Origin of the sequence: Mastigocoleus testarum BC008, from assembly GCF_001456025.1 — a bacterium.
GTDB lineage: Bacteria > Cyanobacteriota > Cyanobacteriia > Cyanobacteriales > Nostocaceae > Mastigocoleus > Mastigocoleus testarum.
This window is the reverse complement of record NZ_LMTZ01000077.1, coordinates 143,618-166,056: the sequence shown is the minus strand read 5'-3', so window position 1 is coordinate 166,056 and position 22,439 is coordinate 143,618. Positions and strand designations below refer to the sequence as shown.

Annotated in this window: 20 protein-coding genes, 1 tRNA gene and 1 pseudogene; 16 read left to right on the top strand and 6 right to left on the bottom strand. The window is 35.2% G+C overall.

Going from position 1 to position 22,439, the window contains the following annotated elements:
- Nucleotides 1-39 precede the first annotated feature (39 nt).
- Nucleotides 40-492 (bottom strand): hypothetical protein, encoded by a 453-nt coding sequence (locus BC008_RS12575; protein WP_058183570.1) that lies wholly within the window; start codon nucleotides 490-492, stop codon nucleotides 40-42.
- Nucleotides 493-751: 259 nt separating this feature from the next.
- Nucleotides 752-825, bottom strand: a tRNA-Arg gene (locus BC008_RS12570).
- Nucleotides 826-863: 38 nt separating this feature from the next.
- Here BC008_RS12570 and moaC point away from each other — a divergent pair.
- The 6 genes from moaC (at nucleotide 864) to BC008_RS12540 (ending at nucleotide 5,356) form a co-directional block, all read left to right on the top strand.
- On the top strand, nucleotides 864-1,376 hold the full coding sequence (gene moaC, locus BC008_RS12565; RefSeq protein WP_027842228.1) for a cyclic pyranopterin monophosphate synthase MoaC: 513 nt from the start codon (nucleotides 864-866) through the stop codon (nucleotides 1,374-1,376).
- A 196-nt stretch (nucleotides 1,377-1,572) separates the two neighbouring features.
- Nucleotides 1,573-2,151, top strand: a complete 579-nt coding sequence (locus BC008_RS12560) for a TetR/AcrR family transcriptional regulator (protein WP_058183445.1) — start codon at nucleotides 1,573-1,575, stop codon at nucleotides 2,149-2,151.
- 378 nt (nucleotides 2,152-2,529) lie between these two features.
- A complete protein-coding gene (locus BC008_RS12555; RefSeq protein WP_027842229.1) occupies nucleotides 2,530-3,114 on the top strand; it encodes a fasciclin domain-containing protein in 585 nt (194 codons plus the stop codon).
- Nucleotides 3,115-3,238: 124 nt separating this feature from the next.
- Nucleotides 3,239-3,487 carry a 2TM domain-containing protein gene (locus BC008_RS12550; protein ID WP_027842230.1) on the top strand — a complete coding sequence of 83 codons (249 nt, stop codon included), beginning with the start codon at nucleotides 3,239-3,241 and terminating at the stop codon, nucleotides 3,485-3,487.
- A gap of 128 nt (nucleotides 3,488-3,615) precedes the next feature.
- The gene (locus BC008_RS12545; RefSeq protein WP_027842231.1) at nucleotides 3,616-3,924 is read left to right on the top strand and encodes a DUF3181 family protein; all 309 of its coding nucleotides are present in this window, start codon (nucleotides 3,616-3,618) and stop codon (nucleotides 3,922-3,924) included.
- An 859-nt stretch (nucleotides 3,925-4,783) separates the two neighbouring features.
- Nucleotides 4,784-5,356: a YqhA family protein gene (locus BC008_RS12540; protein WP_153009552.1), complete on the top strand. Its 573-nt coding sequence runs from the start codon at nucleotides 4,784-4,786 to the stop codon at nucleotides 5,354-5,356.
- A gap of 148 nt (nucleotides 5,357-5,504) precedes the next feature.
- Here BC008_RS12540 and BC008_RS12535 read toward each other — a convergent pair whose 3' ends face one another.
- On the bottom strand, nucleotides 5,505-5,966 hold the full coding sequence (locus tag BC008_RS12535) for an ABA4-like family protein (RefSeq protein WP_027842232.1): 462 nt from the start codon (nucleotides 5,964-5,966) through the stop codon (nucleotides 5,505-5,507).
- A gap of 206 nt (nucleotides 5,967-6,172) precedes the next feature.
- Nucleotides 6,173-6,889 (bottom strand): biliverdin-producing heme oxygenase, encoded by a 717-nt coding sequence (locus BC008_RS12530; RefSeq protein ID WP_027842233.1) that lies wholly within the window; start codon nucleotides 6,887-6,889, stop codon nucleotides 6,173-6,175.
- Nucleotides 6,890-7,458: 569 nt separating this feature from the next.
- On the opposite strand from BC008_RS12530, the gene glmM reads away from it, so the two are divergent.
- The 6 genes from glmM (at nucleotide 7,459) to BC008_RS12500 (ending at nucleotide 15,852) form a co-directional block, all read left to right on the top strand.
- Nucleotides 7,459-8,922: a phosphoglucosamine mutase gene (glmM, locus tag BC008_RS12525; protein ID WP_027842234.1), complete on the top strand. Its 1,464-nt coding sequence runs from the start codon at nucleotides 7,459-7,461 to the stop codon at nucleotides 8,920-8,922.
- A 426-nt stretch (nucleotides 8,923-9,348) separates the two neighbouring features.
- Nucleotides 9,349-11,013: a hormogonium polysaccharide biosynthesis protein HpsL gene (hpsL, locus tag BC008_RS12520; RefSeq protein WP_036265001.1), complete on the top strand. Its 1,665-nt coding sequence runs from the start codon at nucleotides 9,349-9,351 to the stop codon at nucleotides 11,011-11,013.
- Between the two features lie 187 nt (nucleotides 11,014-11,200).
- Nucleotides 11,201-12,211 (top strand): hormogonium polysaccharide biosynthesis glycosyltransferase HpsN, encoded by a 1,011-nt coding sequence (hpsN, locus tag BC008_RS12515; RefSeq protein ID WP_027842235.1) that lies wholly within the window; start codon nucleotides 11,201-11,203, stop codon nucleotides 12,209-12,211.
- 230 nt (nucleotides 12,212-12,441) lie between these two features.
- The gene (gene hpsO / locus BC008_RS12510) at nucleotides 12,442-13,617 is read left to right on the top strand and encodes a hormogonium polysaccharide biosynthesis glycosyltransferase HpsO (protein WP_027842236.1); all 1,176 of its coding nucleotides are present in this window, start codon (nucleotides 12,442-12,444) and stop codon (nucleotides 13,615-13,617) included.
- Nucleotides 13,618-13,686: 69 nt separating this feature from the next.
- Nucleotides 13,687-14,901 carry a hormogonium polysaccharide biosynthesis glycosyltransferase HpsP gene (gene hpsP / locus BC008_RS12505; protein ID WP_027842237.1) on the top strand — a complete coding sequence of 405 codons (1,215 nt, stop codon included), beginning with the start codon at nucleotides 13,687-13,689 and terminating at the stop codon, nucleotides 14,899-14,901.
- A 543-nt stretch (nucleotides 14,902-15,444) separates the two neighbouring features.
- Entirely contained in the window at nucleotides 15,445-15,852 is a 408-nt protein-coding gene (locus BC008_RS12500; RefSeq protein WP_027842238.1) for a response regulator, read from the top strand.
- A gap of 352 nt (nucleotides 15,853-16,204) precedes the next feature.
- Here the strand turns inward: BC008_RS12500 and trmB are convergent, their stop codons facing one another.
- Nucleotides 16,205-16,843, bottom strand: coding sequence for a tRNA (guanosine(46)-N7)-methyltransferase TrmB (gene trmB / locus BC008_RS12495; protein ID WP_027842239.1), 639 nt, complete (start codon nucleotides 16,841-16,843; stop codon nucleotides 16,205-16,207).
- 464 nt (nucleotides 16,844-17,307) lie between these two features.
- Between trmB and BC008_RS51295 the strand changes: the two genes are divergently transcribed.
- Nucleotides 17,308-18,561 carry a metallophosphoesterase family protein gene (locus BC008_RS51295; protein ID WP_082650518.1) on the top strand — a complete coding sequence of 418 codons (1,254 nt, stop codon included), beginning with the start codon at nucleotides 17,308-17,310 and terminating at the stop codon, nucleotides 18,559-18,561.
- Here BC008_RS51295 and BC008_RS12490 read toward each other — a convergent pair.
- Nucleotides 18,556-19,626 (bottom strand): annotated as a pseudogene (locus BC008_RS12490) (FIST signal transduction protein); the annotation flags it as partial. The gene BC008_RS51295 and the pseudogene BC008_RS12490 overlap by 6 nt on opposite strands.
- A gap of 441 nt (nucleotides 19,627-20,067) precedes the next feature.
- Here BC008_RS12490 and BC008_RS12485 point away from each other — a divergent pair.
- The 3 genes from BC008_RS12485 (at nucleotide 20,068) to BC008_RS12475 (ending at nucleotide 21,879) form a co-directional block, all read left to right on the top strand.
- Nucleotides 20,068-20,289 carry a Calvin cycle protein CP12 gene (locus BC008_RS12485; RefSeq protein ID WP_027842240.1) on the top strand — a complete coding sequence of 74 codons (222 nt, stop codon included), beginning with the start codon at nucleotides 20,068-20,070 and terminating at the stop codon, nucleotides 20,287-20,289.
- Nucleotides 20,290-20,735: 446 nt separating this feature from the next.
- Complete coding sequence (locus BC008_RS12480) at nucleotides 20,736-21,326, top strand: DUF3177 family protein (protein ID WP_027842241.1); 591 nt, start codon at nucleotides 20,736-20,738, stop codon at nucleotides 21,324-21,326.
- Nucleotides 21,327-21,579: 253 nt separating this feature from the next.
- Nucleotides 21,580-21,879 (top strand): DUF7734 family protein, encoded by a 300-nt coding sequence (locus tag BC008_RS12475; RefSeq protein ID WP_027842242.1) that lies wholly within the window; start codon nucleotides 21,580-21,582, stop codon nucleotides 21,877-21,879.
- The last annotated feature ends 560 nt before the right edge of the window (nucleotides 21,880-22,439 follow it).

Sequence of the window (22,439 nt, the reverse complement as noted above, 5' to 3'; positions counted from 1 at the left end):
AGTGGATTTTTCATTTTGGTAGACGGTGAAAACTCCGTTCTACCATTTTTTTGGCACCAAGTTAATATTCCGGACAGGTCTAATGTCTTGAACTATTACTTTCTCATAGCCCTTAAACTCTGCATCCAGTGGTAACTTTTCTTTGGGATAAACAACTATTTCCTCTCGGTCTATTTTTATTGTCTCATTTTTACTTTTTTTACTGTGTTCTTTCGGGATTGTTCGCTCTTTCTCTGATGAGTGGTCTTTTTTAAACCCCTTCTTTACATTTGCTTTGATCTCTGGTTTACCTTGTTCTCCTTTGAGACGGTTATTTTCATCCCGTAATTTTTGATTTTCTTCTTCTAATTCTTTGATCTTTGAATTTAGTTGCTCTATGAGGTTGAGCAGTACTTCTACTGTTTGACGCACCTGGGAGTCTGCAATCTGTCCTGGGTCAATGGATTGCAGTAATGCCGATACTAATTTCTCTGATGATGGTTTTTGCGTCATGGGTCATATTCTACGACACATGCTCTACTTTTGTTCCTTCTTCTTTTTTCTTCTTACCCCGACTTACTGAGCGGATACCAATTAAAGTACCTAGGATAATTTTTGAGACTTGTATCAGCAATACGAATACTGCAAGTCTCTATAATCTCAATAACATCGCACTTAGGAATAAATACTTATATAAAAGCCAAATCATTCCTTGAGGAAATATATCTTAATGAAGAAGTATTACCTCTATGCATGTGCTACATCTTATAAACGGACGAGGAGGGATTCGAACCCCCGACACCGTGGTCCGTAGCCACGTGCTCTAGTCCACTGAGCTACACGTCCTTGCCTTACCGGATATAAGAGTATCACATCTACACGCCATGACGCAAGAAAAAATTTTCGATAATTCTCCAGCTTTAAGTCATCTAGATCATTTGGGACAATCTCAAATGGTGGATGTCTCCAGTAAAATCCCCACAGTTCGCCAAGCAACAGCAGTAGGTAAAGTCAAGATGCACATAGAAACTTTTGGTGCAATTCAGGCTGGAAATGCTCCTAAGGGAGATGTTTTAGGTACTGCGAGACTTGCAGGGATTATGGCTGCAAAACAAACTGCCAACCTTATTCCTTTATGTCATCCTTTACCGCTACAAAAGGTTGAAGTTAAAATTAATCCCCAACCACAACTACCTGGTTACGAAATTCAAGCCACAGTCAAAACTAAGGCTGAAACAGGAGTCGAAATGGAAGCTTTAACTGCTGTTTCTGTTGCTGCTCTTACTCTCTACGACATGGCAAAGGCTTTAGAAAAGTCAATTCAAATTGGATCTATTCATTTGGTAAGCAAGACTGGGGGAAAATCGGGTGATTATTTGCGCAAATGTGATGAATGAATTAAGAATCACATCCTTAAAAGGAAAATCATAAAGGTTTATTCAAGATTTTTGACTCCCCAAGGCTTAATAATTTGTGTATCTGAGGACTTGCATAATCTGCTGTCAATTAAATTTGACAAAAAAATAAAATTTGGCAAAACCACCCCAAAGCAGTTCTTGACAAAAATTATTCACCTAAATTAAGTTCATCAGAATGAGTCAAAAATCGAATATAAGTTCCTCACGCACAGCAGTTCTTGATGCAGCCGAGCATTTATTTGCCTCTCAAGGCTATGGGGCTGTGACCCTAAAAGATATAGCTAAGAAACTTGGCATTAAACAAGCTTCCCTCTACTACCATTTTCCTGGGGGAAAAGAAGATTTATTTGTTGAAGTTATGCTGCGTCATTTAGAGCGGCGAAGAGTAACTTTGGAGCAAATTATTGCAACCGAATCCAAAAGTCTAGAAGGTTGTTTAGCTGAGCTAGCAGCATGGCTTTGGGAGCAACCCCCCCTGAATGCTAACCGTATTATTCATACCGACCTAACAGAGATTAATGCTCAAAAAGCAATTGAAATTGAGCAAGCAATTGGTCGTTGCGTTCACGCACCTGTAGAAAAATTATTTGCACAATACCAACCGCAGTTAAGAGGAGACCCAGGTTTTATTGCGGGTATTTTTTTGTGTGGTGTTGAACCCTTACCGACTGTCCAAAAATACGGTAACAAAACCAAAGACGAAATGATTGCTGAGTTGATAAGCCTAGTACTTTATGGGGCTTTAATTCAATAATTCATTTTTCGATAGATTGCATAAGATTATCTGAAATAGTTTAGGTTGCAAATTGTTAAGAAAATATGTACATTTTAAATATTGCCTACCTATTTTTAGGTAAGTAATTCCGTAAATTCCGGAGTATAAACCTAAGCTATTTTTTATCAAAAATCATTGTCCACTCCCTGGAAAAATTAATGTGGCAATAGTTCCGATTTTTAATTGCATCCTTGGCGATTTTGGGGAATTTGGTGCTAGTTTTCAATGCTAAAGCTGCAACAAGTAACGATTTGAAAATTACAGTTGATGGCTTGAAAAAGCAGCAAGGGCAAATTTATTTCAGTAACTTGAGTTTGCAGACAGGATATCTTATTTTTTCCTAGAGGATAAACATCAATGAGAAATCAAACATTTGTGCATCTGTTGGGTAAAGCATTTGCTGTTGCAACTTTCGCGAGCCTTAGTGTCGTGGTAAATATTCCAAATTATGCAGAGTCTTTCGCCACTCCCAAAACTTCAAGTACTAAAACTTTAGGTACTGTAGTATCCCAAACAAATCATGGAAATAGCACTATTGTTGACATTGCTGCCTCAGACTCCAATTTTCAAACTTTGGTAACAGCAGTAAAAGCTGCAGATTTGGTAAAAACACTATCCGGCGATGGTCCTTTTACTCTTTTTGCACCTACAAATGAGGCTTTTGCTGCTTTACCAAAGGGGACTCTAGATAAATTACTCAAACCAGAAAATAAAGAAACCCTGCAAAAAATTCTCACTTATCATGTTGTTTCCGGTGCTGTTGAGTCCGGTGACTTGAAATCTGGTGATGTAGACACCGTGGAAGGTAGCTCTGTCAAGGTTCAAGTCAAAGATAATGGGATTAAAGTAAATAAATCTAAAGTCATCAAGGCAGATATAAAAGGTAGTAATGGCATCATTCATGTCATCGATAGAGTACTTTTACCTGCCGATTTGAAATAGTTGAGTTTGCTTGTGGCGGAAGTTGCTGTTGACCATAAATTTGCATCGAGGATAACGACAATTCCACAAAAAAAATTAAAATAAGGCATATAGCTTAGTTAGTGCAAGTCTACAGTAAAAATTTATGCCTCCTCGTTGGCCTCGCAAACCCGACCGTAAAGATCCAGATTACCGCAAACTAGATGACCGGATGAATTTTGCTGTTCATGTGGCAATATTCGCCGTTACTAATTCTGGTTTGTGGTTTTTTCATAATTTGCAAAAAGCAAACTGGGAATGGTTACCTTGGTTAACACTTGCTTGGGCTGCTATTTTGTTAGTTCATTTCATTTACATTTCGGCGATCGCTGACTACTCAACAGACGCTACCTAGATTACCCCCAGATGAGGAAATTTATTAGCATCATCATATTCAGATGATTGTTACTTGGGATAGCAAAGTTGGCTGAGTAGTTAAGTCATAATCAACCAGCATAAATTTATTCCTTATTATTTGGGGTTATTCTAATGGCTAATACAACGGAACTACTGGAAGCTTTAGCAGCAGAAATTGGCGAAAATGTTTATATAGATGTCGCAAAATGGCATCTTTATCTTGCGAATGCCAAACTACATACGATTGTTGCCGAACAAATGTATTCTTTAATTACCGATAATTCACTAAGTGAGAATCGGGTTAAAGAAGTTCTCGGAAATATTTCTGTTAAAATCGGTGCTGGAAAAAAAGAAATTGCCTTACTTGATTTTCTACCATCCCAATGCTTGGTAGAACTTATGGAAATTCTAGAAAAGTTTCAGCAGGAAATGTAATTATTCTTATTATCCTTTAGAGATAATAAAGATAAGGAGACAGATATATCAAAGTGATGTAGTATATCCATCTGATTGATTAATAAATAAGCATACAATCAATCAACACATTTAGTTGCGATCAAAGTGCTACTGACTAAATTTGGCACTTTGATCGCAGCTATAAATATAATGGGAATCAATCTATTCGGTATTACAAAACTATGAAAATTAGAATCTACATCTACTCATAAATTTATTAAAATTCTCACAAAACAAAATAAAACATAAAGACAACTAAAATCTAAATTTTCAGATACAGACACCCAAGCGAATATCTAATATTTCATTGATTGGTACAGTAAAAGTTCACTAAACACTAATTATTTTATTTAAAAACATTAAAAAATAATATATCAGCTGAATACGTAAATATAATTATTAAATTTAACAGAGAATAATTGGTTATTAAGAAGCCACAAAAAAATGTGGTGGTTTAGAAAAATATACAAGTAAGTCAAGCAAAATATTGTGATTGATTTCTTAGTAAAATCACAATTATCTTACGCAACATCTTCAAAGCCTGGTGTGTAATTGATACCAGCACTTAAATTAAGCTTTCCTAACAATAGAAATTATATTAAAGCAAGGGTTTTCAACAATAATGTTTTATCATCAGTGAAATATCCACCCTCTTATAGAGAAAGCTCAGTCTTCTAGAGGATGTCAAAATTTACAAAGTTTTATTCATATATCAGATTTGTCACCAGTTTGTCCCAATCAACCGATTAAGATGAAGCACGTTTTTTAATTGTAAATAAATAGTTGTAAATTATGATGCTCCCGTATTCCAAGGGTTATCTACAGGAGAAATAAATATATGTTGTTCAGAACCATGGTTGGGCGAGTTTTAGTTGGTAGTCGTATATCGATTATGCTCGCTGTAGTTTGTTCTTTATTGGCAGCAATCACACTCTTAATATACGGTGCAAGGGAAACTTTTGCTACTATTGGTCATGCGATAACTGCAAATGAAGTATCTAGTAAAGAAGCAAAGTTCTTGATTTTATCATTTATTGAAATCATCGATTTGTTTCTCCTTGCAACGGTGTTATATATCACCGGAGTTGGGCTCTATGAGCTTTTTATTGATAATCGTATTAAGGTTCCTAGTTGGTTAGCTATTAATAATATTGAAGACCTAAAAGACAAGCTTGCTAGTGTAGTAGTTGTTATTTTAGGTGTCGTATTCCTAGGACAAGCGGTTAAGTGGGAAACTGGAACGGAAATATTACCTTTCGGAATAAGTGTGGCTTTAGTTATTACTGCTTTAACCTATTTCTTGAGTGAAAAACAGAAAACTGAAAAAAAAGTAAAACCAAATAATCATAAAATTGACAATCACAAACTTGACCATCATCAAATTGAGAGCACTAATATAGAAGCAAATTAAAGCTTTAGTACTCATCCAGTTAATGCGGTTAGTATTCCAAAAATGTCGTGGGCGCTAAATAAGCCCAACTTTAATTTTATCTGTGTTCCTGTGTTCCCTTTTTAGATCGGTTTTACGTGCGTCTACGACAATAAATTTGGAGAAATGATTAAACTATTGCATCTTCTACTATGTCTTTATTGTCGCTGGAAGAAAAGAATTTTTGTGTAGTCCAATAAGTCAAAATATGAGAAAGTAAACCTAAAGGACCTGCAAATAAACAAAAAGCTAAAGAATGAGCAGTCCAAACTCCAGTTCTCCGACCTTCTAAATAAATATAACGTCCGACAAATAAATCCATGACTAAAAAGTGAATCCAACCAGTAGCAGCAGCTTTCTCTTCAGCAAAAAACTTTGCAATATCTACTAATTGAGGGTTGGATAAAGCTTGGGCATTTTCTGGTGTAATACTAATAATAAACAGATATAGATAAGCTAATGCCAAAGGTATAAAAGCAATATAAGATTTCATCACCTTTTGTGTAATTTCCCACTTTGGCAAGAAAATCATTAATACCCAAAATGGTAAAACAAAAACATTGGCGATGTTAAAGATTTGAGTTACAGGCATAAAAATAAGTGTAAATTTGATGTAAGAGTATCAATTCTATCTTGCTAGTAAATTTGCAATAGCCTAGGATTGCAGTAATAAAATTGCAACATGAGATTACAACAAGTTAGGGACAGTAACCTTGGGTTTATCTATATGAGACTACAGATAATCTCAAGGCTACTGTCCCTAAGATTTATTATTTCACATATTTATGTTTGGATAGCCTAGTCTGCTGTAGCTAATTCTGTGCTACCGCGAGAACGTCTTCGAGTCAAACTATTGAATAGCATGACCCCGATAGCTTTGATTAAATTACCTTCCAACTCTTCAAACATTTTCATGTTCATCCCGAAAGCTGCATTTGCTTCATCAACAATGCGCTCGTCAGTTGCTTCGTCAACAGGTAACTCATCTAAAGTTTGACGATACTGTTTCTTAAAAGCTTTTTCGTCAGTTATGTGCTCGAATTCATAAAAAGCTGTACCTTCTCCATCAGAAAGATTCATTGCTGTTACAGCAATATTTTTCAGAATCTGTCCACCGGATAGATCGCCCAAGTAGCGAGTATAAGAATGAGCAACTAACAATTCTGGCTCTGTTGCGGATATTTCCCGAATACGCTGAACATATGCTTCTCCCGCTGGAGATAGTTTAATTTCCTCTCTCCAATTGGAACCGTAGTAGTAATTAAGGTCGGTTTCTAAAGTATGCTTGCGATGTAGTTGTGGAAAATCTATCTTTGCAACAATTGGATGATCTTTATGCTTTGCCATCTCCTCTTCCATCGCTGAGTAGATGAAGTAAAAATTAGCTACTAGTTTTTTATAAGAGTTTTTCTCAACTACTCCCCTTAAAAAACATTTGACAAATCCAACATTCTCTGCCATTGTGTGGGCTTTTTTAGTGCCAACACGTAGTTTGCTTGCTAAATTGCTACTCATCCTAATTTTCCCAACTTTATAAATTTGATAGTTTGATTAGTTGCCTAAATCTTGATTTACCAAAAAATAAAAAACCTACTAATTTTTTACATTAGAGCTATTTGATGAGAATTTTTGTTAAAAATATTTAAGAAGATAATTGTTATTTCAAAATTTTCCCAAAAAATATCCTTATGCAAAGTTGATGAGATAATTGGTAGTGAAGACATTTTTAACTTTTCGATCTGAGTAACAGTTCTAAAAGAAAATTAACCTTTAGCAAAATATGCAATTTGAAAAGTGCATTTTATATAGATTATCGCTAAGAAATATATTCCCATAACGCTCATGAATACATAGAAATTTTTGATACTGAGTGCTTTAAAAAATAAAAATTAATAACTGCTATATTAAACTAGTGTTTATACGTACAATTTTATTGTATTATTTTATTTGTATAAAAAATAATTTTTAGTAATAAATTCTGATGAAGTTTGTAAAAAGTCCTGACCAAAAGGTAATCCAGGGGAATTGTTGGAAGAGCTTTAAAGTGATATTCTCCAGTTTGACTGTGTGGAGCGTAAAAACCTATGGTCTCATCTATAACTCGAACTTCAGATATTGGTGGAAACTCTGCTGTTAAGTCTGATAATTCTCATAACTCAGTGTTTAACTCGTTGATACTGCCAGTAACACCTCTGTTTGGTACAGATGGTATCCGTGGCAAAGTGGGAGAAATATTAAGTGCTCCCCTAGCTTTGCAAGTCGGCTTTTGGACAGGTGTTATATTACGCACCCATACCCAGGAGCTAGGTCCCGTCATTCTCGGACAGGATTCTCGAAATTCTGGAGATATGCTAGCAATGGCTTTGAGTGCAGGTCTAGCAGCTGCAGGAATAGAAGTTTGGTATTTAGGGTTATGCCCAACTCCTTGCGTTGCTTACCTCACCAGTGTAACTGCTGCTATTGGTGGTGTGATGATCTCTGCAAGTCATAACCCGCCCGAAGACAATGGAATTAAAATTTTTGGTGATGATGGAGTAAAGTTATCGAAAAACTTGCAGGGTGAAATTGAAGCTGGACTCCGTGGTACTGGAAATTCTATCTCTAGCACTATTGTAACTGCTTGCGGACGTCATTACCCGCGTCCGGAACTAGTAAAAGACTATACAGGGGCCTTAAAAGCACCTCTGCATGATATAGTTAACTTTGCAGGGATGAAGATTGTTTTAGATGTCGCTTGGGGTGCAGCGGTAGGTTTAGCACCTTCGATATTTGAATCGATGGGAGCAGAAGTTGTGTGTCTGCACAGTGAACCCGATGGTAACAAAATCAATGTCAACTGCGGTTCTACTAACTTAGGAATTCTCCAGCAAGCTGTTCTAGATAACCAAGCAGATATTGGATTTGCCTTTGACGGAGATGCAGATCGCGTATTAGCTGTTGATAATCTTGGACGTCCAGTTAATGGCGATTATATCCTTTACTTGTGGGGATGTAACTTACAGCAAAATAAAAATTTACCTCATAATCTAATAGTTTCCACCGTGATGGCAAACTTGGGTTTTGAAAGGGCTTGGAATCAACAAGGTGGTAAATTAATTCGTACCGCAGTAGGCGATCAACATGTCCAAGCAGAAATGTTACGAACTGGTGGAATGTTAGGTGGCGAACAATCCGGTCATATTCTGTGTCGACATTACGGTATCACTGGAGATGGTTTATTAACTGCATTACATATGGCTGCTCTAGTTCGTTCAGCAAAAGTTTCACTTTCCGATTTAGTAGATAACAGCTTTGAGACATATCCGCAAATTTTGCAAAATGTATATGTCAAAGATAGGGATAAACGTGCTAAGTGGCAAGAATGTCAAACTCTGCAAGAAGCAATTTCTCATGCTGAAAATGCTATGGGAGATGCTGGTAGAGTTTTAGTTCGCGCATCAGGGACTGAACCAGTCATAAGGGTAATGGTGGAAGCCGAAGATCTGGAAATAACTCAGCATTGGACGCAGGAATTAGTTTCAATAGTTCAGCAACAACTTGGGGAATAGTGGTACTTCAGTATTAAATTCTGTTAGCTTAAGTATTTTTGCTAACACCTATTAAGGTTAGAGCGGTCAGAGAATTTTTTAATATCTCTTTTGGCGATGCAAATCATTGGGTCAGTATTCTGAGTATTATTTATCTGTTATCTTCTACTTTATATTACTGAGAATAAAAAATTGGAAGAAGTTGCATTCAAATGCAGTAATTTGCCTACAGCGCTTTTAAATATTGCCATTTGGCCTTTAGCTGTAAGTATTTTCTCTTTGAATGTAACTTAATTCGGGGTTTTTCTTTGAGATAAAAATAGGTTAAAAAGATAACAAGATTTTTACTTTACTCAAAATACTCTGTTAGAAGCACCGCAAGGAGCAACTACAGAACTTGACCATTACGGTCAGGGTTACGCTAACAGGACTCAGTACTGACCCCCAATGTTAAAAAACAAAAAGAAAAAAAAATCTACAAAAAAACAGCAAAAACCAGAAACTCCAACCCTTAGCCTTAAAGAAAAGTTAGCTCAAAAGCGTAAGGCTGCAAAAGCACGAAAAGAATTAACTAGTCTGCTAAGTACCGCCATCGGTGGCGGTGTTTTTTTAGGGGTAATACTTTTTTTAGTGGCTGGAATAAAGTTAGCACTTCCTGGGATGATGGCGGTGATAGTACTAACCCTTTCCTATAAGTATCCATTTCCGGCGTTGTATGTTTTCATGATTTATGTACCTTTTGGGGGAACTATTATTTACTTGTTGGGTAACTCTCCAGTCTTACAACTAGCCAAAGATGGTTTTTATCTTCCCGCCGTAATTGCAATTTGGCAAAATACCCGCAAGCAAAGAATGCCTTTTCTGATTCCCCAAGGAATTAAAACACCCTTATTTATTTTGTTAGGTTTGTGTTTGCTGACTCTGTTATGCGTTAATGGTTTGCAGCAAATTAGTCCTCCTCCACCCAAAGCTTTTGCACCTCCGACTAAAGAAATGCCTTTGGGTATGGGTATTTTAGGTTTAAAAGTATTCTTAGGTTATTTACCCTTAATTACTTGTGGATATTATCTGATTAAAAATAAGCGAGATTTTTTATTTTTATCGCGTTTGCAAGTGTCTTTAATTCTTGCTTGCTGTGTGTTGGGACTCATTCAACGGGTCATGTTAGAAGTTGGGATATGCCAAGGTACAAGGGGAGTAGTAGGCGGAGCATTATTTAAAGCAACTCTTGATGCGCGTTGTTTTATTGGTGGTTCTTTAGTTTTTAGCCCGGGTTTTATGATTCGTCTTCCGGGTACTTTTGTTGCTCCTTGGCAATGGGGATGGTTTTTAATTTCCAGTACATTTTTTACCTTTGCAACTGGTTTTAGCGATCCTTCTATTCTATGGCGTATTTTTAGCTTAAGTTCTTTGGCATTAGTATTTGTTAATGCTGTAATTTGCGGTCAGAGAATAGCTTTAGCATTAGTTCCAACTTGTTTTATTTTATTATTGTTGTTGACCGGCCAACTTTCCAGTCCTAAAAGATTTATTCCTATAATGGTTGGACTAGTATTAATTTTGGGAGGTGCGATCGCCAGTAATCCCGAAATTATTCTATCTAGCTTGGATAGTTTTATTGGTCGTTGGGAAGCTTCACCACCTTACGAGTTTATTACTAATCAGTTTCACGAAGTATTACATTTTCTAGATCGAGATGGAACTCCCTTAGGTATGGGTTTAGGTAGAGCTACCAACTCAGCGAGAATATTAGGTAAAACTAAACTTCTAGAAACTTATTATCCTAAAATTATGTACGAAATTGGAGTATTTGGGGCTTTAGGATTTCTAGCATTAGTAACAACCCTGACAATAATTTGCTTTCGGACATATCGTCGTATAAAAAACCGTATTTTCCGTGGTTACGCATCGGCTTTATGGGTGTTTATATTATTTATTAGTTACAACACTTACTACTATCCTCTCGATGTCGATCCAGTCGCTGTTTATTACTGGTTTTTCGCAGGTATTCTCTTGAAACTACCAGAAATAGACAAAATAGAACAACTCAAACAAGAACAAGTAAAACCAGGAAAAAATCAAAATAAGAAGGGGAAGAAAAGGTTCAAATAAAATCTCATTTTCACATGCATAAAATTTAAAGCCATATATTAATAAATCTAAATCAAAAGCTTTAAATGATAAACTCTAAAAAAATAAATTTTCAATATTTAAACTGGCATTAATAAATCACATTAGATTTATAAAATCAATTTATTAAATAACAATCTATAAATCAATAACTTAAAATTGAAACAATATGAATTTACCATTTATATCCGTAGTAATACCAACATATGGTCGTGAAGAGGCATTAAGAAATAGCATTCTTGATGTCCTTAAACAAAATTACCCCAAATTTGAAGTTTTAGTTGTAGATCAAACGCTAAATCATCAGCCAGAAATTCAATCTTTTTTAGAAGAACAAACAGCACTAAATAAAATTAAATGGTATCGCTTGAATTGGGCTAGTTTACCTGGAGCTCGTAATTATGCAGTAAGGCGTTCAATAGGTGAGATTATTTTATTTATTGATGATGATGTCGAACTGGAATCCGAATTTTTAGCAGCTCATGCAAAAAATTATATTGATAAACCCCAAATCGGAGCAGTTGCTGGAAGAGTTTTTGACCGAATGAAAATAGCAGACTCAGCTGAGGGGAAAACTCAGGGAGATAAAAAAACTGCTTATAAAACAATAGATTATTTACCTCCTCAAGCAATGGATCCTGGTATTGCTTGGTATTACATTGATTTGGTACATACAATCAAGCCCCAGCAAGTTTTAACAGCAAGGGGTTGTAACATGTCTTTCCGACGCGAAATATTTACTGAACATGGGCTCAAATTTGATGAAAGATTTCGTGGTAGTGCTGTTCGAGAAGAATCAGATTTTTGTCTGCGTTTACGACAAACTGGATATCATATTTGGTACGACCCAGAAGCGCATTTAGTACATTTGGGGGAAGAGACAGGTGGTTGTCATGATATTAGTATGCGTTCCCTCAAGTATCAATTAACTTTTTATCACAACCATTTTTTGATGGGTTTAAAAAACCTGAATATAAGTCAAGCACTTCGTCTCTATGCAAGGTTATTTGATTGTCATGTTCTTGGACGTCCTCCCTGTCATAAAAGTACTTCACCACTTAAAATTCTTACTCGCTTTATCTTTTATGTTCTAGGTTTTATGAAAGCATTGGGGACTTATATTAAATCGTTATGGAATGATGGTCAAATATACACTAATTTGGATCGAGAATATGTATAACCAAAATATTGTCTATCCAAATTTGGATTATATTTTGCGACATAATTGAACTGGCTATTTTTAATAATTAATAAATTAGAAAATAAAATAAATAGAGAGGCAACTAGAGAATATATAAATCAGGTGATTAGACCCATGGCTAATTACTTGTCATCAGCTATTTTCTAATTATTATATGACGCTGTTGTGTCACACTTTACTAACGCCAATAGCTAATCTCCAAGATATAAATGAAAATATTAGTAGCAAGTCATACTTATATCGTTAATCTGAATAGTGAAAAGCTACGAGCTTTATCTAAATTAGCACCAGATATTGAAGTAATAGTTGTAGTACCAAAACGTTGGAAACCTGGTGGAGTACAAAAAAAAATTATTGAAGCTCAATATTATGAAGAAGATTCATTTCGTATAGTTCCCATTACTAACTTCAGTCAAAATCACCAAGGTTTGTTAACATTTGGAACCGATTTAATTCAACTTATCCGTAAGTTTAATCCTGATATTATTCAAGTAGAGCAAGGTTCGAGGGGATTAGCTTATGCAGAAATGATTACTTTAAATAATTTATTAGGAATAAAAGCAAAAAATATATTCTTTACCTGGTGGAATCTCCCATATCAGTTAAATTTACTAGCTAGTTTATTAGAAAAATATAATCTCAAATATAGTCATGGAATTATTTCTGGAAATCAGGATGGAGCAGAAATTCTTCGTCAGCGTGGTTATCAAGGTTTAATTAAAGTGATGCCGCAATTAGGTGTAGATGATACATTATTTAAACCTAATCTACAGCCAGAATTAAAACAACAATTAGGTGTTACAGATAAAGATTTTATAATTGGTTTTGTTGGTAGATTTGTTCAGGAAAAAGGGATACTAACATTACTCAAATCTTTAATCAGTATCAAGGATAAACCTTGGAAGTTTTTATTACTAGGAAGAGGTGAATTAAAATCAGAAATTATCAGTCAAGCTAAGGAAAATAATATTCAAGACCGAATAATTTTAGTTGAAAGTGTTCCCCACCACGAAGTTTGTAACTATATCAACTTAATGAATACTTTAGTTCTACCTTCTGAAACTACGTATAAGTTTAAAACTTTAACTTCTGTAGGTTGGAAAGAACAATTTGGTCACGTAATTATTGAAGCAATGTCATGTCAAGTACCTGTCATTGGTTCTAATTCTGGAGAAATACCTCATGTAATTGGTGATGCAGGTTTGGTATTCCCAGAAGGTGATGTCAAAGCACTTGCAAACTGTTTATTGCAACTAATAGAAAAACCTGAATTTGCCCAAAATATTGGTTTGATGGGTTACACCAAAGTTATCGCTCAATATACTAATAAAGCTTTAGCAAAACAACAATTAGAGTTTTACCAAGAAGTTATTAGTAATGGGTAATTAGGGATTGGGGATTGGAAGGATTAAAGGAATAATACGAATAACAATAATAAGTAAGTAAATAGAATAATGCGAATACTTCAAATAGTTCCTTCAATTTCCCTAATTTATGGTGGTCCTAGTCAAATGATACTAGGATTAGCACCTGCATTAGCACAACAAGATATAAAAGTAACTGTTATTACCACTAATAGTAACGGTGATACTGGTCAAAAAGGTCTCGACGTACCTTTAAATAGAGCAATAGAACAAGATGGTTATGAAATAATTTATTTTAAATGTGCACCATTTCGTCGCTATAAGTTTTCTATTGATTTGTTCAGTTGGTTAAATCGTCACGCTCATGAATTCGATTTAGCCCATATTCATGCTTTATTCTCACCAGTTAGTAGTATTGCTGCGAAAATTTGTCGTCATCATAAAATACCTTACATATTACGTCCCTTAGGAACTCTAGACCCTGCGGATCTACAAAAGAAACAAAAATTAAAAAAGTTTTATGCAGCGGTTTTAGAGTCTTCTAATTTAGGAAATGCTGCTGCAGTTCATTTTACTAGCGAACAAGAAGCAAAAGTCTCGGAACGATTTGGAAGAGTAACAAAAGATTTGGTACTTCCTTTAGGGGTCGCTAAATTAGAAGAGAAATATAGTGAAGTGATTCACTATGAGAGAAAAAAAATTATCCTAGATAAATATAATATTTCTGGAAATTTTCCTTTAATATTATTCATGTCTAGAATCGACCCAAAAAAAGGTTTAGATATTTTAATTCCAGCTTTGGAAAAACTTTTATCAGAAAATTTAAAATTTCATTTTGTATTAGCAGGTACCAACCCGCAAGATCTAAGTTATGAACAAAAAATTAAACAACAGATTGAAGCTTCAGAACTAAAAAATTGTACTACCATAACTGGTTTTGTTACCGGAGAGTTGAAATCTGTATTATTACAAGCTGCTGATTTATTTGTTTTACCCTCCTACTACGAAAATTTTGGAATAGCTGTTGCTGAAGCAATGGTGGTCGGAACACCAGTTATAATTTCAGACCAAGTGCATATTTCCAATGAAGTACGCGATAGTAAATCTGGATGGGTATGTGAAGTAAATACAAAAGCTCTAGCAAATGTATTACGGGAAGCTTTAAGAAAGCCTGAAGAAAGACAGTACCGTGGTTTACAAGCACAGCAATATGCATTGCAGCATTATAGTTGGGATGCTATCGCCAGTAAAATAATTATGAAATATCGAGATATTATTAGCCAAAACAAAGTTCTGATTAGTTAAAACTCTAATTAATTAAAAATTTAGTTAATTAAATTGTAACTTTACACCCATAACAATCAATTTAATCTCGCCTTCACTATTTAGTTATCATATTTTTATATAGTTATAAATTTGAAGCATGATTACAATATTGGGTGTAAATAATAGTTAATTTTTTAATAGAAAAAGCCAGAGCAAATGCAACTGGCATTGAAGATTTACGAGTGATAGATTGTATGGGCAAGATACATTGATCTTATTTTGTTCAAGAAAAAAAGCAGTGATTAAAATCACTTTTGTTTACTTAATGCAGACAAGCTGCAAATAAAGTATTGATTAACACAAATAATCTAAATAAAATTCACTTTTGGAATTAAAAAGTATTGTAATTTCATAGTGATTTACGTCATTGTTTATCTATTGATTTCATAGAGAATGATTACAGGTAACTGAAGTAGATAATAATACTTTTAACTCTGTATTCTATTAACTCTGTATTCTATATTCAAAATAATGTGCAGAAGCATCTACAAAATTTTTACACTTCGTTTTTGATGCTTAAATATGACTTTTTCAGACAAAAATAATGAGATCAAACATATTCTTGTTTGTGATGATATCGTAGATAATTCACTCTTATTACAAGTTGTTTTAGTTGCTGCTGGCTATACAGTTGATGTTGCTTACAGTGGAAAAGCAGCACTTGACAAGATTGAATCGAAAATTCCCGACTTACTATTATTAGATTTTATGATGCCGGGAATGAATGGATATCAAGTTATTCAACATCTTAAACAGAACTCGACACAGTATTTTTTCCCTATTATTTTGATGAGTGCACATTCTCCTTCAGATATTGGTAAAGAATGTCTCGGAATGGTTGATGCTTTTATCTCTAAACCATTAGAGATTGAAAGATTGATCAATCTCATACAATCTTTAAGCTATCCAAAAGTATCAGTCAGCCATTAATACTAATATTTATGTGAAAGATATATGTGAAAAAGGTGAAATATATACTAGCAAATCAAAATATGAAGAGAAATTAAGACTAGTTTGCCAGAGTTTGCAGTATTTGTGATAAAGATCATCTCATTTTGTATCTGAGTATACCTGCCTTCAAAACAGATTTATGAAAAAATCAGACACATCACATTCATAATAAAACCCTAACAAGACCTTAATAACTGCCTTGACAAGACAAGGCAGTTTTTTGTGAGCAAAACATAGGATAAGCAAATACTCAATCTTGCCTTAAATAAATTTATGGGGAAAACCCTATAAAGTAATTCTAAATTTTTGATACTTTGTGCTTGTGTGCTATCTATTTCTTCTTTATAAATACAGCTCGATATACCGGCTTATCTTTTTCTAAAGTATATATTTCTCTTTCAGTTTGTATTGGTAAAGGATTTTCTGTCAGCCACCCCTGTTCATTTTCTCTATAGAAAGCCGGATGCTCGTTAAAGCGATCGCACATTTCCTGAGTAACAAACTCAATGTCAGATTGTAAAAATACCATACCTCCAGATACTAAATACTCAGAAATCTCATTAACTAACTGGGGCTGTACCATACGCCTTTTTGCATGGCGTTTTTTGAACCAAGGATCGGGGAATTGAATAGTCACCCGTTGTAAAACACCTTTAGGTAAAGAAGATAACATATCTCGTAATGGGTTGTTAGTGTTGGAAAACAAATAATGAAGATTGTTCAACCCCAAGGAATCTCGCCAATAATTGGCGTCATGAACTAAAGGTTCTCGAATTTCCAAACCAAGAAAATTCCAATCCGGTTCCACTTGCGCCATGTTCAATATAAATTTTCCTCTTGCACAACCAATATCGAGAAGCAGTGGTTGCTTTGGTTGAGCATAAATTTTCTCCCAATCAATCGCAGTAATTTTTTGTTGGTATTTGCGGGAAAGTGGATTTACATGTTGACGAACTCTGATTGCAGCCAAAATTTACATTCCTTTTTGCGACAAATTACATATTTATATATAAAAATTCAGTTTCACTTGCGATCGCAGAAATACTGCTTAGTTATATTTACTCTTAAAATTAGACAAATTCTTAATAGAGAACATAAATTATACTGAATTTCGAGTGGAGATGAAGGAGCAATTCTATATCAGTTTTGCTAATAACATCAGAATCATAATAGAAACTATTAGATTTTTATCTAAAAACAAAACATTAACTTTTGTCAATTCCACAGACCATACAACAAAGAATTAAAATACTTTCACTGACGCGTTCAAATGTCAATCAGTCGTAATTATGATTTAAGTGAATATGTTTTTCTTTGAGACTAAATATATACAAATATTAAGTTCCTGTTATTTGTACTATTACTGGTAAAGAAAGTTATACTCATTTAAAAAGCCTTTTAAAATTCGCATTTGAAAATTTTACTTATATTTCAATGACTCTTAAATTTCGGTTTGCCATTATCAGTGACTTACATATTGGACTTCCCGAAACAATTTGGGATCATCCGAGTAGATTTCACTTAGTGGAAGTGAGTATTCCAGCGTTCGAAAGCGCCCTCGAACATTTATCACAATTAAACCTTGATTTTTTATTGTTGCCAGGAGATTTAACCCAACACGGAGAAGCAAAAAATCATACTTGGTTACAACAAAAATTAAGTAAGTTACCTTTTCCTACTTACGTCATACCAGGAAATCATGATGTTCCCGTACTAGAAGCAAACGAACAATCCATAGCTTTTTCTACTTTTCCTAGTTACTATCGCAAGTTTGGTTACAGTGATACTGAAGAACTTTACTACACTTGTGAATTAATCCCTGGAGTTAGATTAATTGGTCTAAACTCCAACTATTTTAACGAACAAGGAAATCAGATCGGGCATTTAGGCGATGAACAATTACGCTGGCTAGAAAAAGTACTGACACAAGCAAAAAATGAGCTTGTTCTAGTGATGGTACATCACAACGTAATCGAGCATTTGCCCAATCAATCTCGTCATCCAATGGCAAATCGTTACATGTTGGATAATGCTCCAGATTTATTGGCTATTCTCCGACGCTACGGAGTGAAATTAATATTTACAGGACATTTACACGTACAGGATGTTGCTTACAATGAGGGAATATACGAAGTAACAACAGGTTCTTTGGTCAGCTATCCCCATCCCTATAGGTTGCTAGAATTCCATGAAGATAAATATGGCAGAGAATGGTTGCAGGTAATGTCCTATCGTGTCGAGTCAGTACCAGAATTTCCCAATCTGCAATACAGTTCCCGCAAGTGGATGGGCGATCGCAGCTTCCCTTTTCTTGTTAAGTTTCTGACATTGCCACCCTTAAATCTTCCGTTAGCTCAAGCAGAAGCAATGGCTCCCAGTTTACGGGAATTTTGGGCAAATATTGCTGATGGAGATACTTTATTTGATTGCAATCTGTTCCCAGCGAAATTTGATTGCGATCTGTTCCCAGCTAAAATTGGTAATTACTTTAAAAAATATGCTGCATTAGCTGAAGATGGCACCCTAAATCTGATTGATAACTGCAGTACTTTATTACTCTCCGGTTTGTCTGCAAATACCAAATACCGAGGTAAAACCATGCAGAAAAGTGTTACCGCCCACAGGACCAATTTCACCACTACAGAAAAAGCCAGCCAAAGGGATATCTTTAATGTAGCGTCTAAATAATTCAGAATCAAAATTGGGTTTACCGTAGAGTCCTTCTCCCCTACCCAAGCAAGAAAACATTAAAGCACAGGCTGCTTGACCTTTATTATCGGGCTGACTTTGGTATTGCTCTAGGAGTAACTCTAAATCCGAAGCAGAAGTCCGAGCATCCCGAATGTGAAATTGCAAGCGTTGTCCTCTGCGGACGCGATCGCCAATGGCGAGCGCTCCAGCGGAGGGGTCAACCCCCAATAATCTGCGAACTAAAAAGTCTCCTCGTCCCAAAGAAGATTTAAATTCATCCATCGCCACGCCCACATACAAGGAATTTTGCGCTAACACTCGTTCTTCTTCTGTAAGACTATCAATTAGATCGCGCAACACAATTAATGGGACTTGTCGATCTAATTCTAATATGATGTTACTATCACCCTTAGTAATTTGATAAGGCTGACCAATAGGTCGACACCCTTGGGCAACAATACTTTCTAGAATAATGTTCCCGCTTAAGGCAATACCTACAGTTCCTTCCCGATACAAGCGATCTTGATAAAAAAGTGCAACGCGACCGCCGATACTGGAACTTGCTTGTCCTCCGATAGTCACTGAACCAGGATAAGCAAAATCTAACCCTTGTAATAAATCATTAATACCAGCAGGATCGTGACCTGCAAATAAAATAAATTGGGGCTTAGAAGAAGGTGAAACATTAATTAAATCTACCCATTCATCCGGAGAACTATCTAAGTCCGGTAGTTCTTCAGCTATCAAGTGAAAAGGTTCGATTTCAACGTCTGGTAAGTAGGCTAATGTCAAGCTTAAAGCTGGCTCCGCTTCTAATTCTTGACTCACTCCTGATTTTGTCATCCCAATCACACCAGAAGCACTACAACCAATTAGTACCGGTACTGAGAGTTTTTCAGCAAGTAAAGGCATGAGTCGGGAATATTCGCTGGTAAATGCAGACGAAATGAAAACCAGTCCTAAATCTGCAGGCACTGCGAGCAAAGACGTTGCTTTTTCCACAACATCTGTAATTGCTGCTTCTAAGGAAGGACGGGTTGAGAGAGCATTTGCCCACCGCATTTTGTCTGACATTAATCTTAATTCCTCTTGCTTTATTTGAGGCTTTTACTTACTCTTTACTTCTCCCATAAAAGTATAAAATATATCCTACGGAAGACTTGCCAAGCATAAAAATCATAGTGTCTTGCCCCATTTAGGATCGAGCAGACATTTAATTTCTGGCTTGTCCTACAAATATAGTCCACAGACATTCTATTATTCATTTTTGATGAATAATAATTTATAAAAATATTAAAAGATCCAAAGGATGAAAACCTAAAAATAATTACCCTCAAAGTTCGGTAATGACTTATGTGAGCTAAATATGATGCCAATCTCACTTAGTAATAAATTACTAAAGGTCGTAGTCTGATTATGTAAAATGAAGACACATAGGGATATTAATTGCCTATGTAGGAATTTTTCTATACTTGTATTAACAACATAAAGGTAAGAAAAACAATGAGTGATATCCAGAATAAAATTAGTGAAGAGGTCAAACAAGCTCGTGAGGTTTGCGATACTTCCGGCGACAGTTCTGCAGAATGTGCAGCAGCTTGGGATGCAGTTGAAGAATTGCAAGCTGAAGCATCCCATCAACGTCAAGAGAAGCAAAAAACCTCTTTCGAAAAATATTGTGACGACAATCCTGAAGCTGCAGAATGCAGAGTATACGACGATTAGACCATATCAACTTTCAGCTTGTAATTTGAGTTTTTAGGCAGCAAACAACCTAAATAAATTATTCAGTGTGGGGGAATAATCCTGAACTCCCTAACATTGACTAATAACAGTTCATATTTTATATTCGCAAACAATAACCTCCTTTTGTTCTTGATTTTCGATCTGGAAGGGACAAAAGGAGGATTTATGTATTGCAAGTTATTTATTACAAATTACTTGTACATAAATCAATACCAAGTAAGGAATGTGCCATCTCCTAGGCAATAAAAGCGAATAAAACTTAAAATCTGTCAAAATTCTTCACTGAGCATCAAAATATCTTTGCCACAGTCAAATTACTGATTATTATATGTTCAGTTGTTAACTGGCTAGTAGCAAGGATTTGTAACGCTGTTAGCAAACAGCTACCGAGTCAGGTTTCCCGATTGATTGTCACTAAAAAAATTATGAATGACCTTTGGTTTACCGGGCTAGTGTGGATGGATTACCGACTAGCAGTATTGTTTACAGTAATCTTACCCCTGATTCTACTAGCTTGGGTATTTGTAGAGAAAGCAGAAGCTATGCAGCGCTTGTTAATTATTTACTGGCGCGTAGCAAGTTTGCTTTTAATTACCATTTATTTAATGATGGGTGGTCATGGAATAGCTTTCATTTCTGGACTCGCAGGACGAATCCTAATTCCAATTTCCCTGTGGTTTTGGGTAGACTTGAACGATGAGATTGAATATCAGCCTAATAGTCCCTTAAAACTGATTTTTTCTTCTTGGCGCTGGGCTATCACTTTATATTGCGTTTTGGGCGCGATCGCTACTTTACCTTTTTTGAATTGTGTTTCACCTGCAAACTTCAAGACAGATTTTTGTCAAGTCTGGTTACAAGCCCCATCAATTTTCAAAGAATATTTTCATCATGATAATGATGTAAGTGGTCTAGGAAATTTCGGTATTGTTGGTTTAACAATGTACATAGCTTATTTCTGCTATTTTGCATTTGTTAAGCTAAATAAGCGCGGACGTTCGGCAATTAAACAGTAATGCTTTTGAATTGGAATATCACCTGGAATATTACTTGGAATATTACAAAAATAGATCGTCTATTGAAGTTGGGAATTCCAAAACATAATTATTCAATATCTTCGCTTTTAAGAGCACTGTGCTCGGGCTAACATGGGTAACTATCTTCGCGCACATTATAGTTGGATATTTACCAGTTAAAAATTCCTTTGCTTCTATTTGGCATCTTATAGTCAGCTTGATATCTCCAATCCAAATTAGTTTTGAATTTTTTATGCAAGATACAATTGGTAAGCGGTTGGAAAAATATACCGCCAATTACCCCCAAGAAGTTTTACTTGTGTCAGTGAAAATTAACGGTGAAGAAGACCGAATAGCAATTTTTCGAGGATTCGCTAGTTCCTTAATGCGTCCGACCTCCTTCGACCCAGATATTCCCGTTTTGCCGGATAATGCAACCATAATCACCATAGATCGCCTTGAAAGTCCTTACAATCCCGAAACTCCTCGCTATATCGAACAAGGAATGTCCAGGGAAAACATGGAATCTTTACTATCATCTGTCGGAATTTAATATACCGAAAAAACTTTATACAGACTTAATTTAGAGGAATGGAGAAGGTAAACTTCAATATTCCTCATTTTTTACAGTTTGTCACTTATTAATTATCATCTTTATTGTCTTATGAATTACTTTACACTAATTTTGACAGTATTTGTGGGAAGCAAATGTAGTTTGTCAGTATTAAAAGAGACGTGATACGCCATATAAAACAACGTGATTTTAATAAAAATAATGTACTTTTGAGACAATAAAAAAAATCTTATTTACTTTGAGTAATACTACTCATACCCAAGTAGTAAATTAAGCTATTACTTGTTTTAATACCTTTGTCAAGATATTGTGAGAACTCAAACAAATTGCGTGTGACCGACAAAATTATGTTAACTTTATATGAATAATCACAAACAGTGAAAACCAATTAATAGTTTTTCGGTAACCACACCAGACTAAGTTTTTCTTCTTAATACCATTTATACGTATCTGGGTAAGAACAGACGCATGTGAGCATGTGTCTGCATGGTATCTAATACCATTGACAACGATTTAATACCATTAGCAACGCGAAAAGA

Bases quoted from the DNA above. Each gene is read 5' to 3' on its own strand.
- BC008_RS12575 (WP_058183570.1), bottom strand. From the start codon at position 492: ATGACGCAAAAACCATCATCAGAGAAATTAGTATCGGCATTACTGCAA.
- moaC (WP_027842228.1), top strand. From the start codon at position 864: ATGACGCAAGAAAAAATTTTCGATAATTCTCCAGCTTTAAGTCATCTA.
- BC008_RS12560 (WP_058183445.1), top strand. From the start codon at position 1,573: ATGAGTCAAAAATCGAATATAAGTTCCTCACGCACAGCAGTTCTTGAT.
- BC008_RS12555 (WP_027842229.1), top strand. From the start codon at position 2,530: ATGAGAAATCAAACATTTGTGCATCTGTTGGGTAAAGCATTTGCTGTT.
- BC008_RS12550 (WP_027842230.1), top strand. From the start codon at position 3,239: ATGCCTCCTCGTTGGCCTCGCAAACCCGACCGTAAAGATCCAGATTAC.
- BC008_RS12540 (WP_153009552.1), top strand. From the start codon at position 4,784: ATGTTGTTCAGAACCATGGTTGGGCGAGTTTTAGTTGGTAGTCGTATA.
- BC008_RS12535 (WP_027842232.1), bottom strand. From the start codon at position 5,966: ATGCCTGTAACTCAAATCTTTAACATCGCCAATGTTTTTGTTTTACCA.
- BC008_RS12530 (WP_027842233.1), bottom strand. From the start codon at position 6,889: ATGAGTAGCAATTTAGCAAGCAAACTACGTGTTGGCACTAAAAAAGCC.
- glmM (WP_027842234.1), top strand. From the start codon at position 7,459: ATGGTCTCATCTATAACTCGAACTTCAGATATTGGTGGAAACTCTGCT.
- hpsL (WP_036265001.1), top strand. From the start codon at position 9,349: ATGTTAAAAAACAAAAAGAAAAAAAAATCTACAAAAAAACAGCAAAAA.
- hpsN (WP_027842235.1), top strand. From the start codon at position 11,201: ATGAATTTACCATTTATATCCGTAGTAATACCAACATATGGTCGTGAA.
- hpsO (WP_027842236.1), top strand. From the start codon at position 12,442: ATGAAAATATTAGTAGCAAGTCATACTTATATCGTTAATCTGAATAGT.
- hpsP (WP_027842237.1), top strand. From the start codon at position 13,687: ATGCGAATACTTCAAATAGTTCCTTCAATTTCCCTAATTTATGGTGGT.
- BC008_RS12500 (WP_027842238.1), top strand. From the start codon at position 15,445: ATGACTTTTTCAGACAAAAATAATGAGATCAAACATATTCTTGTTTGT.
- BC008_RS51295 (WP_082650518.1), top strand. From the start codon at position 17,308: ATGACTCTTAAATTTCGGTTTGCCATTATCAGTGACTTACATATTGGA.
- BC008_RS12485 (WP_027842240.1), top strand. From the start codon at position 20,068: ATGAGTGATATCCAGAATAAAATTAGTGAAGAGGTCAAACAAGCTCGT.
- BC008_RS12480 (WP_027842241.1), top strand. From the start codon at position 20,736: ATGAATGACCTTTGGTTTACCGGGCTAGTGTGGATGGATTACCGACTA.
- BC008_RS12475 (WP_027842242.1), top strand. From the start codon at position 21,580: ATGCAAGATACAATTGGTAAGCGGTTGGAAAAATATACCGCCAATTAC.